This is a genomic window from Photobacterium sp. J15 (assembly GCF_963870815.1).
In the GTDB taxonomy this organism is placed as follows: Bacteria; Pseudomonadota; Gammaproteobacteria; order Enterobacterales; family Vibrionaceae; genus Photobacterium; species Photobacterium marinum.
Window position 1 is genome coordinate 2,256,445 of sequence record NZ_CAWMUI010000001.1, and the last position, 16,356, is coordinate 2,272,800.

The following is a 16,356-nucleotide window of genomic DNA, read 5'->3' on the forward strand; positions in this document are numbered from 1 at the left end:
ATCATAAAGGTAGCGAATGCTGAGCCGCCAGACTCTATACCCACTGTTTCTCTCTCTCTCTTTTCTCACTCTGCCTGGTTGTGAGCGAAACACTGCGGAAGAAAGCTTTGAAACTTATCATTCCAGGCTGGCTAACGTACTGGATGTCTCCCCCTCCCCGGCACCGGAAACTCAAATCATTCAGTTGGCAGATATTCGAGACTTGCTTATACCGATTGAAGATATTCGAATGGGGTTGCTTGATGCTTATGAATTGAGAAAGTGCGGGCTGTTCCATTTAATAGCGGAAAGAAACTCCGTACTGGGGAAGGTACAAGACAGAACTCATCAACTCCGTTATGAGTTACTGTTTATGGGCGGACTGGAACATTGCATCGACACATTGCCACAGGACTCAGAACTACAACCGGAACTTGTCAACTTCCGCCAGCTAAAACGAAAGCAACTCCCGGTCTACTTCTGGAACATGCTGACTTCAGGTAAAGAGTGGCGACAACAACTGAGGATCACCAGCCTTCCTTTTGCACTTAACAACTTCCCCGGCAAAGCAGAAAATCAGGAAGCAATACGATATTTAGATTTCGTTTATCAAGCGATTCAAGGCAATCAAACCGTACAGCAAAAACAAGCCGAACGCTTACTTTTTCATCAGGAGCAAATTCATACCCATCGATACTTCGGACAATTAGTTTATTCGATTACTCGCTCAAAGGACTGGCTGAATACTACCACTCGGCTTCTTGAGGAAAACGAATCCACCGTCATTTGCGGAAAGAATCGAAATCAACAGAAAGCCGAATATCTGAACAATGTGTTCTACCGATTCTTTGTCACTGAGATCCAACCCTATCTGGCAGAGCTCGATTCTCAGTTCAACGAGATCCGAGAACCACTACAAACAATCCTGCAACCACCGAATTCAGCCACGGAACAATATACCTCCTACTACAATCATTACGTTGCCGGGGAATTACATAACAGTTTCAGAGAAGCAACAATGGCACACGTTCAATTTTGGCAACGCACCTTCAAACGCTGTCAGATAAAAATCGGAATTTGATACGGTAGCGAATAACAGTCTTAGCGACTATTCTTGAAAAATCAGGCTTTTAATTCATTCTGATAGGCTCTAAGATGTTGGCAGGACGATACCCATTCGCTCAGTTTATCCGAGTGGATGAACTCAGCAAATCAGTATTGCAAGGAGCAGGCAATGAAGAAACACAAGAACGAAGCCAAGTTGCTAAAGAAAGCCCTTGAATTGGGTATGGCCCTAGCGAAAAAGCAAGGATATGGCGATCTGGACAAAACCGTCTCTTCCAAGGACAAGGTGGAGTGCATCTATCGACTATTGGTTGAAGTGAAACAAATCACCCCACTCGCAACCGATCAGGAAGATGGTCCGAATATGAAGCACAAACTCGTATTATGGATCTCGCGTTTGTTACCGCCGGAGCACGAACTATTACAGTAACCTCAACCAATTCAATTACCTGTCAATTCACACACGTTTAAGGTAGGAAACATGCGGCGCGTTGTATTCAATCAAAAAGGTGGCGTTGGTAAATCAAGTATTGCAGCTAATCTGGCCGCGCTCAGTGCAGCCCAAGGATATAGAACATTACTTGTCGATCTCGATGTTCAGGGCAACAGCAGTCATTACCTCGGCCACGACATCAATCAGGAAAGTAAAACCACAATAGCCGATTTACTTAATCAAAGCGTTGGCTGGTTTACTGTCTCCACTCCGATTAATGAATTTCCCCAACCGACAGCCTTCGAAAACTTAGACATCATTCCATCAAGCCCTAAACTGGAAAAACTCGAATCCGAATTGGAACGCCGCTACAAAATCTACAAACTCCGCGACGCACTTGATACTCTGGAAAAAGATTACGATCGCATTTACCTGGATACACCGCCTAACCTCAACTTCTTCAGTAAAGCCGCGCTTATCGCAGCTCAACGACTTCTGATCCCCTTTGATTGCGACAGTTTCTCTCAACAGGCATTGCTGACACTGCTTAATAATCTGGCTGAACTAAGGGAAGATCATAACCCGAAGCTTGAAGTGGAAGGTGTTATCGTCAACATGTTTAATGCTCAGGCAAACTTCCCTTCGCAAATCATTGCCGATTTAAAGGAACTTGGATTACCAATCCTGGAGCCATACCTGCCGCAATCAATCAAAATGAAGGAATCTCACTACCACCAGAAACCGCTGGTGCACCTGTTCCCAAGCCATAAGCTCACCACACACTTCGAGCAACTTTATAATGAACTGGAAAAAAATGAGGTTAAATTAGCCGCAACAGAGAGTTAGTTTTGTTCAATGATTGCGTTACTGTACAAATAGTTAGCGCAATCTGTGACACCAGTTGCTCAACCGGCTGTCTTTTTGGATAAACAGTAATCAAGCGGTTGTTTTTTTCTGATTTTATCGAACCTTGCACTTGAACAGGTGGAATGAAGTGTTTAATATCCCCCTTGTTCTAAGGGAACACCAGATAATACGACCGTAGCTCAGCTGGTTAGAGCACCACCTTGACATGGTGGGGGTCGGTGGTTCGAGTCCACTCGGTCGTACCAATTCTCTTACATGAACTAAAAGTTTGCGTCTGTAGCTCAGCTGGTTAGAGTACTACCTTGACATGGTAGGGGTCGGTGGTTCGAGTCCACTCAGACGCACCAGATTTTGCTTGTAAAAGCATGGTATGAGCCAATAGCTTGTATCAACACAATTTAAAATGCGACTGTAACTCAGCTGGTTAGAGTGTCACCTTGACATGGTGGAAGTCGGTGGTTCGAGTCCACTCAGTCGCACCAATTATTTGCTTGTAAAAGCACGATAAGAGTAAAAAGCTTTTATCGACACAGTTTGAATGCGTCTGTAGCTCAGCTGGTTAGAGTACTACCTTGACATGGTAGGGGTCGGTGGTTCGAGTCCACTCAGACGCACCAACTATTTGCTTGTAAAAGCACGATATAAGCCAGCAGCTTGTATCAACACAATTTGAATGCGTCTGTAGCTCAGCTGGTTAGAGTACTACCTTGACATGGTAGGGGTCGGTGGTTCGAGTCCACTCAGACGCACCAATTATTTGCTTGTAAAAGCACGATAAGAGCCAAAAGCTTTTATCAGTACAATTTGAATGCGTCTGTAGCTCAGCTGGTTAGAGTACTACCTTGACATGGTAGGGGTCGGTGGTTCGAGTCCACTCAGACGCACCACTTCTTCTCGAAAGAGATTAAAAGCCTGTTCGCAAGAGCAGGCTTTTTTGCTTTTTAATCACAGTTAAACTGTGTGAGCCATCGACTAGCACCTACTTACTCCCGCTATTTATCGCGTCAGCGGGATCTTTCCTGTCCTATCATTACTTAATGACATTTATCACCGACATCGTTTCCGACTACGTGCACGAAGCCTGTGTATCCGAGATTAAACACATGGCAATGTTAAGTGCAAAAGTACCTGGCGCTGTTTCGCTCGCATGGGGACTCCCCTCTTTCAGAACACCGCAATATATTCGGGAAGGCGTCATTGAAAGGGTTAATCAGGATCCAGACGCAGGCAAGTATACCTTGCCCGACGGATTGCCTGAGTTTCGGGAACTTGTCGCAGCAAAACACCTTGCTGAAACTGGCATTCAGGTATCACCCGATGACAATATCATGATCACTGCAGGAAACATGCAAGGGCTCAACACCATGTTCCATACTATGCTTGATCCCGGTGATGAGATAATCCTTACCGATCCCTGTTTCCCTTCCCACATTCAGCAAATCATTCTGTTCAATGGCAAGGCTATTTACTGGCCTCTAGATGAGGCAAATAACTGGCGCTTAAACCTTGAAACATTACCAAGCCTAATTACAGACAAGACTCAGGCCATCGTGCTTGTTTCACCATCAAATCCAACGGGTAAGATCTTCACTAAAGAGGAGTTGCTTCTTGTCGGAGAAATCGCTTTTCAACACAATATCTTTGTCATCATCGATGATCCCTACAGCTCATTTACCTATGAGAACAAAGAAAAGTTCTTCAATCTGGCCAGTGTTAAAAAATACCAAGAGCACATTGTTTATCTGCACTCATTCTCTAAAGCTTATGCCATGAGCGGATGGCGATTAGGTTATATGATCATGCCCCAGGAGCTAAAGCAGGAAGCGATGAAGGTTCATGATGCTACGATGATATGTGCGCCAAGAATCTCACAACTGGCAGGTATTGCTGCACTCTCCTCCCCTTCACAACACAAAGAAGAATTCTTGTCTATTTTGGCAAAACGACAAGCTCTAATGGCTGAAAGGCTTACTAATATTCCGCATATTTTTTCATGGCAAAAACCGGAAGGCGCTTATTACATGTTCCCCAAAATCATGACTACTCATAGAGATTCCACCACATTTGCTATTGAGCTATTAAATAACGCCAAAGTCACAGTAACACCGGGAGGTGCCTTCGGACCTTCAGGTGAACACCATGTAAGAATGGCTTACTGTGCTGATGAAAACACTATAAATTTAGCTTTTGATCGTATAGAAATGTACTTTTCAAAACATTCCAAACCATGAATTAATATTCATTAAAACTTTAACAGCAATTAATATTTATAAAATAAGAAAATCATAAAAGTGCAGCCCATAAGGTAAGTAATCACTACAGAACATCTCTCGCAAAATAAACTTTATTCAATTTCTAATGAATTAATCTTCATCATCATTGAGCGACTGACACGTATATTTCACACACCGCTGAACAAACACTTATTCCCTCAGTGAATTTCCTTTAATTATTCTAAATACCCACCAAATGTGAAAATAATCACACTTCCAACAGAAAGCATGCTAACAAAACATTTTATAAATCAATGATGTTATTGACAGTTATCACAAAATATAAAGCGACTTATTGCAGTGATACATACGCAATGTGATTATATAAACAAAATAACCCAACCCAATGTTACTTTAGTAACAAAACAAGGTCGCATAATGGACGTTAAAACGACTCATAAAACTGCTTTAGCGGTACTTATCTCCGCAATCTTCGCTGCTCCATGCTTACAAGCTGCCACTATTTACCAGGATGATAATGGTGATTATCTGAAATTATATGGTGAAGTTGGCGTTGGTGGCCATTTCGGTGCAGATGAAGATTCAGGTGAATTCTTTTCTGATGACAGCTACATCGATGACTCATTCGCAACAATGGGTGTCAAAGGTAAAAACGGCGAAATTTTTTATCGTTTAGAACTGGATTACGAACGTGAAAACTGGAAAGGCGGTTCCGGTGATATGACCCTGAGCATTGATAAAATGTTTTTGGGTTACCAATTAAATGATTACCACTATTTTGAAGTTGGTCTGACTGATACCGCGTTCGACGATTATGACAAATGGGGTGATTTTACCTTTGATACTACAGTTGAAACAGGCGAAGCCGGTGACCAAGATGCAACTGTAAAATATGAAGGTACTTACGGTGACTTTAAACTTGGCACATCATACAGCTACAACGCTAAATCTTCTTCCGGCTCCCTTCTTGGCGATGTAGTCAACGGTTACTTTGGTTACTTTGGTGAACGCTTCTCTGCTGTTCTGGGTCTTGAAGGCCGTAACGGTTCAGAAGGTGAATCTAAATATGGTGAGCAATGGCTTGCAGGCTTTGGTATGCGTGTTGCTGTAACTGACAGCCTGTTACTGGGTATTAATGGTTACTACGAAGAAGAAGACATTGCCGATGACAAAACTGTTGTCGATGTAAGTGATCCTAACAATCCCGTCAGTGTTTATAACGATTACCAGAAGCAGAAAAACAAAGGTGCACTGGTTTCAGCTAAATACATCTTTAATGAAAATTGGGAAATGGTTGCTTCATCTAACTATGAAACTTACGAAAAATGGGATGAAACCAGCCAGCAGTGGGATACCAAACACCACACATGGGGTAAAGAACGTATCTGGGGTACGCTTGGTGTGAACTTCAAACCGACTCGTTCATCAGTAATTGCAATTGAAGGTAACGTTGGTGAAGCATCACAGGATGCCTACGCTTACGCACGCGTTTATTTCTAATTCTACTCACTGAAATACTTCCACAAAATTAACAGTGAGCAATTAAGAGAAAGAACAATGAAGAAAAAAGTAACTCTATTATCCGCTGCAATTACTGCAGCACTAGCCGCCCCTGCGTTTGCTGGCATCAATGATATTTTTATTTCTGAGTATGTTGAAGGCTCAAGCTATAATAAAGCAATTGAACTAACAAACACTGGTTCAGAAGATTATACTTTCGATACTTCTATTGGCCTATATTACGATGGTGGTAAGTACATTAACCTTATCCTTGGACAAAACAAAGAATCAGTTCTTAAAGATGTAACAGTACCTGCTGGCAAATCTATTGTTGTAATTAACGGGGATTCTTCCGAAGCGTTGATCAAAGCAATCGGTGACAATGGCGCAAGCTATGTAAAGGCTGGAACTTACAATGAAGTCAAGCACGGAGCAATGAATTTTAACGGTGATGACTCTGTACTACTGGCTGGTACCACAGAACCCAAAAATAATATTCATGACATCATTGGTATTGCCGGTTCTGACTGGGGAGCAGGAACTACACTTCGCCGTATAAAAGAAGCTGAATTTCCTAAATCAACTTTTACAGGTAGTGACTGGCTGCCAGAAGCAGAAGATACGTTTTACGGTTTAGGTAATCCTGAATTAGCAGATAAACCTGTAGACCCAATTAAAGTAACCATCGGTGAGATCCAAGGTGAAGAATTCAGATCACCACTTCTTGACGACGGTACATATCAGACAAAAGATATGTATCAAGTAACAGGTTATGTTACAGCTATCGCCACTCATCTTGTTAAAGGTTTTTATATCTACGATAGCGATAACAATCCAAAAACTTCAGATGGTCTGTTTGTGAAAACAAATGACGAACTTGATGATAGCTTAGTCGGCAAAACAGTTACCGTAACAGGCTTCGTTAAAGAAGACTATGGCATGACAACTTTGGTTGCACTCTCTAGCAGGGATGCAACTGAAGAAGAAAAAGCTAATATCGAAGAATATACTTCTATCGAAGCCCTGAAGCGCCTCGAATCCGATAAAGACTCTAACAGTAAAGATAGCTTCAGAGCAACATTAGAACGCTATGAAGGCATGAAAGTTGTTCTTCCAGCTGATATTGATGATGTTACTGATGGTACACAAGATATGCGTGTTACACGTACCTTCAGCACAGACTTCGATACCACTGACAAGCGCAGCAATATGGTTCTGGCATATGAACGCCCTAACATGCAACCAAACCAAGATCATGTTCCAGGAAGTGCAGAATCTAAGCAACAGTATTGGGAAAACAATGATCGTCGTCTCTATATAGATAGTGACAAAAAACCTGGCACAGGTGATATTCCATATTATCCGAACTTTAAAGCCGATCCACACAAAAATTACATTCGAATAAACGACAGTGTTGTCGGATTAGAAGGCGTTATCCACTACTCTTACAACAACTTCCGTTTAATTCCTACAAATACAGTTGATGATTCGAACTTCATTCACAACTCCCCACGTCATTCTTCACCACAATTAGATGACAGTACCAGTGAAGAGCAATTTGCTATTCGAGTTGCAACTCAAAACGTACTGAACTTCTTCAATTCACCTTTTGGTGGTGATGAAAACACTCATGGTGCAGACCGTGGTGCTGATAGCCAATTTGAGTACGAACGCCAAAAAACAAAAATTGTTGAAGCAATTTATGGTCTTGATGCTGACGTTATCGGCCTGATGGAAATTGAGAACAATGGATTTGGTAACTTTAGTGCTATCAAAGAGTTAGTTGATAGCGTAAATGAAAAGTTCTCTTACGAGAGATACAAAGATCGCCACAACCGTAAATCAATCCATAATCAATATGCATTTGTTGGTATTGACTCTGACGGAAATACTGTAATTGATTCAAACGATTCAATTGGTGGTGATGTTATTACCACAGGCTTGTTGTACCGACCAAGTAAAGTAACTTTGGAATACGCAAAAGTTATTCCAATGCCTTCACAAAAAGCTCCGGTAGTTACCGATGATATGGGTGCAGCCATTATTGATTCCAAAAAAGGTGAAGTTCGTGAAAACGGTAAGAACTACCAGCGCGATACACTTGCTGCTACCTTTATGGTTAACAATACAGGTAAAAAACTGACCGTATCTGTTAACCACTTAAAATCTAAAGGTTCTACCTGCTGGGAAGACTGGAAAGGCTGGAAAAACTGGAAAGACTTCGATCCGACAAAAGATGACGTTAAAAATCCTGATTACCAAGGAAATTGTGAAAACTTCCGTGTTGCGGCCGCTGACCATCTTGGCCAAGAAATGGCAAAACTTGGCGGTGACCAGGTAATTATGGGTGATATGAACTCTTACGCTAATGAAGATCCAATGCTGGTTCTTACCAAGATCCCTAAAGGAAAAACCATCACGGCTGCAGGTTATACCTTTATTGGTAAAAAACCTCAATTCGGCCCAGAAGGTGCAAAAATCGATCGTTTTTACGACTTTATAAATGCTTTCGATGCAAAAAAAGAAAATGATGCAGCGAAAGAAGAAGCAGCGAAACAAAATGCTACGAAGGAAGAAGCTAAGGAGCCGGTTAAGCCCGAACTAATCTGGAGCTATTCATACGACGATGAAATCGGCTCTCTAGACCATATTCTTGTAACTCAATCACTAAAATCTAAAGTCGTTGATGTAACTGACTGGCATATTAACTCTGCTGAATCAACGCTATACAGCTATTCAAGTAAATATAAGCCATCAGGCAACCCATTCTATGCACCAAATGCTTACCGCTCATCAGACCACGACTCTGCAATCATGGCTTTGTCTTACGGCTACGGTGAAACAGATGGTGAGCGTGTTCTGCTTACAATGACAAGTGGTCGAATGGACGTTGCTTACGCAATTCCAACTGACAAAGCACAAGAAGGCGACATTGCTGAAATCAGCTTCTCTCCAACTCCGGAAGATGTGTCTAAAGTAGCTCTGCCAAAGATCAAACTGAACAAAGATGGTAAACAAACAGTCTTCTTTGATGTTAGTGGTATGGAAGCTGGTGAATACACTATGACGATGAAGCTGGTTCGTCCTGCAGCAACGAAATCATCAACTTCAGGAACTGATGTTGAAGGCTCTACCGTTAACATCCCAGTAACAATCACCAAGCGTGACTCACTGACACCGAAATTCACTGTACAGCCATACGATGGTTCAGGTGGTTCATTTGGTATCTTCGGTCTACTGTCTATGCTTGGTCTTGGCTTCCTGCGTCGTAGCAAGAAATAAAACCATATCTTAGGCTATTAGCAATAAAGAAAAAGAGGCTTATTTAAGCCTCTTTTTTATTTTGTCTGAATAACAAATTGGGATGAACAACTTAGTCATTCACCACATCCAATATCAATGACTAAAAGTATGCTTTATATTCATCAGGTAATTCAGAATCAGTAATAACTTGGTGCACATCTGATAGTTTACATACAAAGGCTGATTTTACTTTTCCAAACTTTGAATGGTCCGCTGCCAATATTACATTCTTGCCTTGTTTGATTGCCCGCATTTTATAAGGTAACTCATGAAAAGAGTAACAAGTTATACCATGATTAATATCAACACCTGCGGCAGAAAGAAATACCACATCAAACCGTATATTATCTATTTCACTATTGACGCCGAGTGGATAGAAATTATTAAACTTAGGGTCATAACCACCGCCGCACAATACAGGTTTGCAATTCGGTTTATTCTTCAGAGCCAAGAAGACATTTAGCGAAAAACAGACTCCCGTGAAACACAAATCATCGCTAATTGATTGAATTACATGAACTATTGTCGTTCCATTATCAAAGAAAACTGTTTGATTCTCAGCAACCAAATTAGCTGCTCGCTCACCTATCCTTATTTTTTCATTTACGTTGTTTATTGTTTGCTCATTAATAACGTATTCACGTTCAGGTGCGTTTATTTGCTTATTGATAATATAACCACCAATAAGACTAACAAGTGGATTTGACTCACTTAAATCACGACGAATTGTCATTTCAGATACAGAAAGTCTATCTGCTGCATCTTTTAAATGTAATTTTTCGCGTCCAACCAAAAGCTCAGAAAGCTGTTTAAGTCTTTTATCTCTCTTTGTCTCAGACATCTATCTTCCTGATACTTAAACATTTAGCTGTGAAATTAATAAGATACTGATGGCATTAATATGCAATCACATCAACATATGACTATGTTCTAAGAAAATAATAATATAACAGCTTAGTTTAACCAGAAAGCCAACCAGTTCAATCTGAATAACAATAGAATTTGGGATTAAGCACAAAATCACTTGCAAATAAAAAGCTCACCATAAAAGGTGAGCTTTTTATTTGTATCAAATCACAAAACAGAGCTTACTCGTTAATCGCTTTCTGCTCTGGCTTCTTCTTCATATTTTTTGCAGGAGCTTTATCTTTCGGAGAAAGCTCGACCACTTGCTCTTTTTCTGCCGGGTGAGTGCTACCCAGGAAGCAACCACCGCGATCGATGCTCAGATCGTCACAGAAAATCGTGCCACTCACTTTACCCTTATCCAGAATTTCAATGGCGTTGGCATAGCAAGTACCTTCAATCAGACCGTTTACTACGATCTTGTCGGCGTAAATCTCACCTTTCAGACGGCCAGAGTTACTGACAACCAAGGTTTTCTCTAAGCGCAGCTTACCTTCAATGTTACCGTCAACCTGGATGTCGCAGGCTAACTGGAGTTCTCCTGTGATGTTACAGCCCTTTGCGATGACAGTTGTAGTTGCGTGCTGACTCGTTGTTCCACCTTGTTTATTAAAGATACCCATTTTATTTTTCTCTCTTTTTCGAAAATATGTTCAAAGTTGTCCATGCCCCAATCAACAAACGGACGCGGATTTAACGGTCTGCCAACAAACCGGATTTCATAATGCAGATGCGGCCCGGACGACAAGCCCGAATTGCCGGAATAACCAATCAGCTCGCCCTTATTCACAAAGTCTCCACTACGGACGGCAAACTTCTTCAAATGAGAATAAGATGACGTAAAACCAAAAGAATGCTGAAGTCTGATAAAGTTACCCGAACCTTTATTACTTGGACGAACAACTTCTACAACACCGTCTGCCGGCGCATAAATCGGCGTTCCGATATTGACCGCAAAATCCAATCCGGCATGCAAACGAACCTTACCGGTAACCGGGTGCTTCCTTCTGCCATACTGTGATGACTGACGAGCATTCTTAACCGGAGCGCCATTCGGCAAGCTTTCAAGCACGGCGACTCTTACTGCAGAGTTAATTGCAGCCACATCCAGACGAGATTCCAGAGGTGCTTCACCATCAGCATTCACACCTAGTAGGTTCTCCAGTTCCCCCAGCCTGTCAGAGACCATAGACAACCTAGATTCGCGTTCACCCAGGTCATGCTCAAGCTCGCCTTTTAACTGCTTAAGCACATCAAGCTCTTCATTCAACGAATAGGAACGCTTCTCTAATTCCTCTTGTTTAACTTTGGCAAAATCCACTTCATTCATCAGATAGAAGATGGAACCAACGGTGACCAACGATGCTGTCACTGCCGCAGCCACGGCCCAGCGAATTCCTTTTTGAGCCTTCAATCCCAAATGGAAATGCTTGGATCCATTGACCGTGGATACCGAAATAATGATACGTTCCTTCATGGAAATACGTTTCTCTATAAATCTCTTCATAGATAAGCGACCACATCCTGAGGCAGCTTAAGAGCATTTTGTGAATCAGGATGTAAAGTTAAAAATGTAACCATTAAACCAGGCAATAAATTGCTATTATATTCAACTTCGTAACAGCGCAGTTGGCATAATAAAGTTTTACTCCTCCTGTGTAGCGACCAAAGATCCAACAAAATGCTGACAAGGAAAGTAGCAAATGATCCCATTCAAACAGACGATCTCACGAAACCCCTGGATAATTTCAATTTTTATCCTGCTTGCAATTGGTATTTGGTTGCTAAGTGGTATCAACAGCACTCCTGACCTGGAGCCCTCAGACTCCTCGACAAATACCCAATCTACATCCTCAGCCCCTCTCGCAAAAGTTGTTATCTCTACCCTCGAAACCCAACCAATTAGCCGTTCGATTTCTCTTTACGGACGAACAGCCCCAGACAGGCAGGCGACATTAGGAGCCGAAGTTTCCGGCAAAGTTGATACCTTACGCGTGCGTAAGGGAGACAGAGTAAAAGCTGGTCAGGCATTGGTACAGCTTGATAAGGCAGACCGTCAGCTTCAATTAAAACGTGCCGAGGCACTTCTAACTGTAAGAGAAAAAGAACATAAAGCGGCAAAATCGCTCAGGGATCGCGGTTTGCAGGGCGAAGTCGCTTTCAGCCAGGCAGAGGCGGCACTTATTGAGGCTAAGGCAACGGTTCGAAACCTTGAGCTGGCGCTGGAAAATACCGTAATTACTGCCCCATTCGATGGCATTGTAGAGATCCTGCATATCGAAAAGGGGGATTTCCTTGGTATTGGTGATCCGGTTGCCACTATAGTCGACCTTGATCCACTTGTAATCAGCGCCGATGTTAGCGAACGTCATATACTGCAAGTTTACAACGGACAAGAAGCGTCAATTTCACTGATAACCGGCCTGACGGCCTCAGGGATATTACGCTACAAAGCAACAGTTGCTTCTGAACAAACCAATACCTTTGCAGTTGAGATAGAAATCCCCAACCCGGAAATGAAACTCTCAGCCGGAATCAGTGCTGATGTCGCCCTTGCGCTGGATACACAGCAAGCAGTCAAGATTACTCCATCCATGCTAGCACTAGATGAAGCCGGCAACCTTGGAATCAAAACCATTATCAATGATAACGAAGTGAAATTTATCCCTATCTCCATCGTCAAGGTTGAACCTGACGGAGTATGGTTAGGCGGCGTTAAAGATCAAGTTGATGTCATCACCACAGGTCAGGGCTTTGTCCGTAACGGCGACCGTGTTATTCCGGTCAGAGACGCGGAGAATAACTGATGTTTGCGATAATAGATGCGGCCCTCAGCCGCTCCCGAACAATGCTCACCCTGCTGGCACTCATCCTGACAGCCGGAATTGTGATGTATCAGGTGATCCCAAAAGAATCGAATCCGGACGTCGCAATTCCAATCATCTATGCTTCTGTCACCCATGAAGGGATAAGCCCTGAAGACTCTGAACGCTTACTGGCGCGACCTCTGGAGAAAGAATTACAGTCGATTGAAAATGTAAAGGAGATGCGTACGACGGCAGCAGAAGGATATGCTTCCGTCGTCCTTGAATTCAACGCCGGTGCCGATCTGAACGAAGCGCTGACCGATGTTCGTGAAGCGGTGGATATCGCCAAAGCTCAGCTACCTGATGAAAGTGACGAACCCACAGTCCACGAAATTACCATTGCCAGCTTCGACCCTATCCTGTCTATGGTTCTTTACGGTACCGTTCCGGAACGAACCACAATTCAAATTGCCAGGGAGCTTCAGGATAAACTCGAGAGTTTTAAGCAAGTCTTGGAAGTCGATATTGCCGGTGACCGTGAAGATGTGGTCGAAGTGCTGGTTGAGCCTTTACTGATGGAAAGTTACGGACTCGACCAGAATGATGTTTTTAATCTGGTCGCCAGGAACAACCGGGTGGTTGCTGCCGGCTTTATCGATAGTGGCCACGGACGATTCTCAGTTAAAGTCCCGTCGGTATTTGACTCACTCAAAGATATCCTTGAACTACCCATAAAGGTTGACGGCAATACTGTTGTAACCTTCGGCGATATAGCGACCGTTCGTCGCTCATACCGAGATCCAAACAGCTTTGCCCGCCTGAATGGTCAACCCGCTGTAGTACTCGATGTTAAAAAGCGCGCTGGTGAAAACATCATTGCAACAGTTGAAATTGTTAAAAAGGTTGTTGAAGAAGCCCAAAAGACATCAATGTGGCCGGATAACCTTCTGGTCGAATACACGCTGGATCAATCCAAAGATGTCAAAATTATGCTCAATGATCTGCAGAACAATATTTTATCTGCAATCATTCTTGTGGTTGTGGTCATCCTGGCAATTTTAGGTTCCCGTACCGCTTTACTAATTGGCATCTCGATTCCCGGCTCCTTCCTGACTGGTTTACTGGTTCTGGCTATGGGTGGACTGACCATCAATATCATGGTGCTGTTCTCCTTGATCATGGCGGTCGGTATGCTGGTAGACGGGGCAATTGTTGTTACTGAGTACGCTGATCGACGGATGCAGGAAAGTATTCCTCGCAAACAAGCTTACCAGGAAGCAGCCAAGCGTATGGCATGGCCAATAACTGCTTCGACAGCAACGACACTGGCAGCATTTGCACCTATGCTGTTCTGGCCGGATGTTACCGGTGAATTTATGCGTTATCTGCCATTAACCCTGATAGCTACGCTTAGTGCTTCTCTTGTCATGGCAATGCTGTTTGTTCCGGTTTTGGGGAGTGTTATAGGCAAACCTCAACATATCAGCAAACCGGAACGACAACGGCGAATTGCCCTAGAAAAAGGTCACTTTGATCAGGCTAAAGGGCTGACTCGTATTTATCTGTCCACCCTTGCTGTTGCCATCCGTCACCCGGGGAAAATCCTGATTGGTGCCCTGCTCTTTGCTGCAGCAATCGGTTTTGGCTATTCAAAAGCCGGGCTTGGGATGGTGTTCTTCCCTGAAGTCGATCCCCCGTTTTTTACAATTAAGGCCCGCTCTCATGGCGACTTATCTATTTATGAAAAAGATAAGCTCATGCAGAAAATTGAAAGCCGGGTTCTGGGTACAGAAGGTTTAAGTAGTGTTTACACCCGTACCGGCGGTGATGATCAGATCGGCTACATTGTTCTTAACCCATTAGACTGGCAATACCGCCCGCCAGTGAAAGAGATCATTGCTGAATTACGTGAAAAGACAGCAGATTTGGCAGGCATTGAGCTGGAATTTAAATTCCCTGAAGCCGGACCGCCAAGCGATCATGATCTGGTTATTGAGATCAGCGGCACCAATACAGTGCAGATGTCGAGAGCCGTAAAACAGGTACGTCACTGGATTGAATCTCAATCGGCTTTTACCAATATTTCAGACTCAGACAACAAAGAAGGAATCGACTGGGAAATCAACATTAACCGCGATGATGCGGCACGCTTTGGCGGCGATGCAACATTAGTCGGCAATACCGTTCAGTTCGTTACCAACGGCCTAAAAATCGGCGAATATCTGCCTGATGATACCGATGATGAAGTTGATATCTTGGTCAGATACCCAAGCAACCAGCGTGACATTGGCCGTTTTGATGAACTGAGAGTCAAAACTCAGTATGGTTTGATCCCTATTACCAATTTCGCCACGGTTCAGCCATCACCAAAACAAGGAACTATCAGCCGTATTGACGGGAAACGGGTCCTCGAAGTCATGGCAGACATGGCTCCGGGCTATAACCTCAGTCTGGAACTGCCTAAAGTACAGGCTGAACTGGAAAAGCTCCCGCTCGGAGAGAACATCTCGTTCAAACTCAGGGGGCAAAATGAGGAGCAGGAAAACTCATCGGCGTTCTTATTCTCGGCATTTTTAGTCGCACTGGCCGCCATCGGACTGATCCTTATCACTCAGTTCAACAGCTTCTATCAGGCCTTATTGATTCTGAGCGCCGTCCTGTTCTCAACCATCGGCGTTTTCCTTGGATTGCTGATTTTCCAGCGTCCATTCGGAATCGTGATGTCCGGTATCGGGGTCATTTCCCTTGCTGGAATTGTTGTTAATAACAACATTGTTCTTATCGATACCTATAACCAACTAAGGAGAAAAGGCTACGACAAAACCCTGGCAGTCATGCACACCGGCTCCCAGCGTTTAAGGCCAGTGCTGTTAACCACTATCACCACCATACTTGGTCTAATGCCAATGGTACTTGAGATGAACATTGACCTTATAAGCCGTAAAGTAGAGTTCGGAGCGCCAAGTACCCAATGGTGGTCACAGCTGGCAACAGCCGTGTCCGGTGGCCTTGCATTTGCGACCGTACTTACGCTGATCCTCACACCTTGCCTGCTGATGCTGGGGCGGGATAAACAGCGAAAAGAGCATATTCCGGATAAATATCCGGCGCCAGAGGCAGAACTGCAAAGAGAGAAACAAACGCAAGATGCAGACATAAAAGCAGAAGAAGTTCTATAAGAACTTGACCACTGTCTTTTGACTCATTCGCTCTAACTTTAGTCGGATCATATCCACTTATGATCCGGCTATTATTTTCCTTC

General features: G+C 43.3%; 11 protein-coding genes and 6 tRNA genes. 14 read left to right on the forward strand and 3 right to left on the reverse strand.

The features are described from left to right. Positions 1-16 precede the first annotated feature (16 nt). The 12 genes from AACQ93_RS10310 (at position 17) to AACQ93_RS10365 (ending at position 9,360) form a co-directional block, all read left to right on the forward strand. The gene (locus AACQ93_RS10310; RefSeq protein ID WP_064604763.1) at positions 17-1,060 is read left to right on the forward strand and encodes a DUF3080 domain-containing protein; all 1,044 of its coding nucleotides are present in this window, start codon (positions 17-19) and stop codon (positions 1,058-1,060) included. Positions 1,061-1,213: 153 nt separating this feature from the next. Further along, positions 1,214-1,474 (forward strand): DUF5062 family protein, encoded by a 261-nt coding sequence (locus AACQ93_RS10315; protein ID WP_007469905.1) that lies wholly within the window; start codon positions 1,214-1,216, stop codon positions 1,472-1,474. Between the two features lie 51 nt (positions 1,475-1,525). Further along, positions 1,526-2,323 carry a ParA family protein gene (locus tag AACQ93_RS10320; protein ID WP_064604765.1) on the forward strand — a complete coding sequence of 266 codons (798 nt, stop codon included), beginning with the start codon at positions 1,526-1,528 and terminating at the stop codon, positions 2,321-2,323. A 189-nt stretch (positions 2,324-2,512) separates the two neighbouring features. Continuing rightward, positions 2,513-2,589, forward strand: a tRNA-Val gene (locus tag AACQ93_RS10325). Positions 2,590-2,614: 25 nt separating this feature from the next. Next, positions 2,615-2,691: transfer RNA gene (locus AACQ93_RS10330), tRNA-Val, on the forward strand. A gap of 58 nt (positions 2,692-2,749) precedes the next feature. After that, positions 2,750-2,826 (forward strand) — tRNA-Val (locus AACQ93_RS10335). 58 nt (positions 2,827-2,884) lie between these two features. Next, a tRNA-Val gene (locus tag AACQ93_RS10340) sits at positions 2,885-2,961 on the forward strand. Between the two features lie 58 nt (positions 2,962-3,019). After that, positions 3,020-3,096: transfer RNA gene (locus tag AACQ93_RS10345), tRNA-Val, on the forward strand. A 58-nt stretch (positions 3,097-3,154) separates the two neighbouring features. Further along, positions 3,155-3,231 (forward strand) — tRNA-Val (locus tag AACQ93_RS10350). A 216-nt stretch (positions 3,232-3,447) separates the two neighbouring features. Next, positions 3,448-4,575: a pyridoxal phosphate-dependent aminotransferase gene (locus AACQ93_RS10355; protein WP_198160121.1), complete on the forward strand. Its 1,128-nt coding sequence runs from the start codon at positions 3,448-3,450 to the stop codon at positions 4,573-4,575. 420 nt (positions 4,576-4,995) lie between these two features. Beyond that, positions 4,996-6,078: a porin gene (locus AACQ93_RS10360; protein WP_064604769.1), complete on the forward strand. Its 1,083-nt coding sequence runs from the start codon at positions 4,996-4,998 to the stop codon at positions 6,076-6,078. A 57-nt stretch (positions 6,079-6,135) separates the two neighbouring features. Continuing rightward, on the forward strand, positions 6,136-9,360 hold the full coding sequence (locus tag AACQ93_RS10365; protein WP_064604771.1) for an ExeM/NucH family extracellular endonuclease: 3,225 nt from the start codon (positions 6,136-6,138) through the stop codon (positions 9,358-9,360). Between the two features lie 121 nt (positions 9,361-9,481). On the opposite strand, the gene deoR is transcribed toward AACQ93_RS10365, so the two are convergent. From deoR to AACQ93_RS10380, 3 genes are all read right to left on the reverse strand, one after another. Further along, positions 9,482-10,222: a DNA-binding transcriptional repressor DeoR gene (deoR, locus tag AACQ93_RS10370; RefSeq protein WP_064604773.1), complete on the reverse strand. Its 741-nt coding sequence runs from the start codon at positions 10,220-10,222 to the stop codon at positions 9,482-9,484. Between the two features lie 247 nt (positions 10,223-10,469). Then, positions 10,470-10,910, reverse strand: coding sequence for a bactofilin family protein (locus tag AACQ93_RS10375; protein WP_084419100.1), 441 nt, complete (start codon positions 10,908-10,910; stop codon positions 10,470-10,472). Continuing rightward, a complete protein-coding gene (locus AACQ93_RS10380) occupies positions 10,814-11,764 on the reverse strand; it encodes a M23 family metallopeptidase (RefSeq protein WP_064604775.1) in 951 nt (316 codons plus the stop codon). The genes AACQ93_RS10375 and AACQ93_RS10380 overlap by 97 nt, the downstream gene beginning before the upstream one ends. Before the next feature lie 226 nt (positions 11,765-11,990). Here AACQ93_RS10380 and AACQ93_RS10385 point away from each other — a divergent pair, with 226 nt between their 5' ends. Further along, a complete protein-coding gene (locus AACQ93_RS10385) occupies positions 11,991-13,094 on the forward strand; it encodes an efflux RND transporter periplasmic adaptor subunit (protein ID WP_064604777.1) in 1,104 nt (367 codons plus the stop codon). Beyond that, on the forward strand, positions 13,094-16,273 hold the full coding sequence (locus AACQ93_RS10390; protein ID WP_064604779.1) for an efflux RND transporter permease subunit: 3,180 nt from the start codon (positions 13,094-13,096) through the stop codon (positions 16,271-16,273). Before AACQ93_RS10385 ends, AACQ93_RS10390 begins: the two co-directional genes overlap by 1 nt. The last annotated feature ends 83 nt before the right edge of the window (positions 16,274-16,356 follow it).

Bases quoted from the DNA above. Each gene is read 5' to 3' on its own strand.
- AACQ93_RS10310 (WP_064604763.1), top strand. From the start codon at position 17: ATGCTGAGCCGCCAGACTCTATACCCACTGTTTCTCTCTCTCTCTTTT.
- AACQ93_RS10315 (WP_007469905.1), top strand. From the start codon at position 1,214: ATGAAGAAACACAAGAACGAAGCCAAGTTGCTAAAGAAAGCCCTTGAA.
- AACQ93_RS10320 (WP_064604765.1), top strand. From the start codon at position 1,526: ATGCGGCGCGTTGTATTCAATCAAAAAGGTGGCGTTGGTAAATCAAGT.
- AACQ93_RS10355 (WP_198160121.1), top strand. From the start codon at position 3,448: ATGGCAATGTTAAGTGCAAAAGTACCTGGCGCTGTTTCGCTCGCATGG.
- AACQ93_RS10360 (WP_064604769.1), top strand. From the start codon at position 4,996: ATGGACGTTAAAACGACTCATAAAACTGCTTTAGCGGTACTTATCTCC.
- AACQ93_RS10365 (WP_064604771.1), top strand. From the start codon at position 6,136: ATGAAGAAAAAAGTAACTCTATTATCCGCTGCAATTACTGCAGCACTA.
- deoR (WP_064604773.1), bottom strand. From the start codon at position 10,222: ATGTCTGAGACAAAGAGAGATAAAAGACTTAAACAGCTTTCTGAGCTT.
- AACQ93_RS10375 (WP_084419100.1), bottom strand. From the start codon at position 10,910: ATGGGTATCTTTAATAAACAAGGTGGAACAACGAGTCAGCACGCAACT.
- AACQ93_RS10380 (WP_064604775.1), bottom strand. From the start codon at position 11,764: ATGAAGGAACGTATCATTATTTCGGTATCCACGGTCAATGGATCCAAG.
- AACQ93_RS10385 (WP_064604777.1), top strand. From the start codon at position 11,991: ATGATCCCATTCAAACAGACGATCTCACGAAACCCCTGGATAATTTCA.
- AACQ93_RS10390 (WP_064604779.1), top strand. From the start codon at position 13,094: ATGTTTGCGATAATAGATGCGGCCCTCAGCCGCTCCCGAACAATGCTC.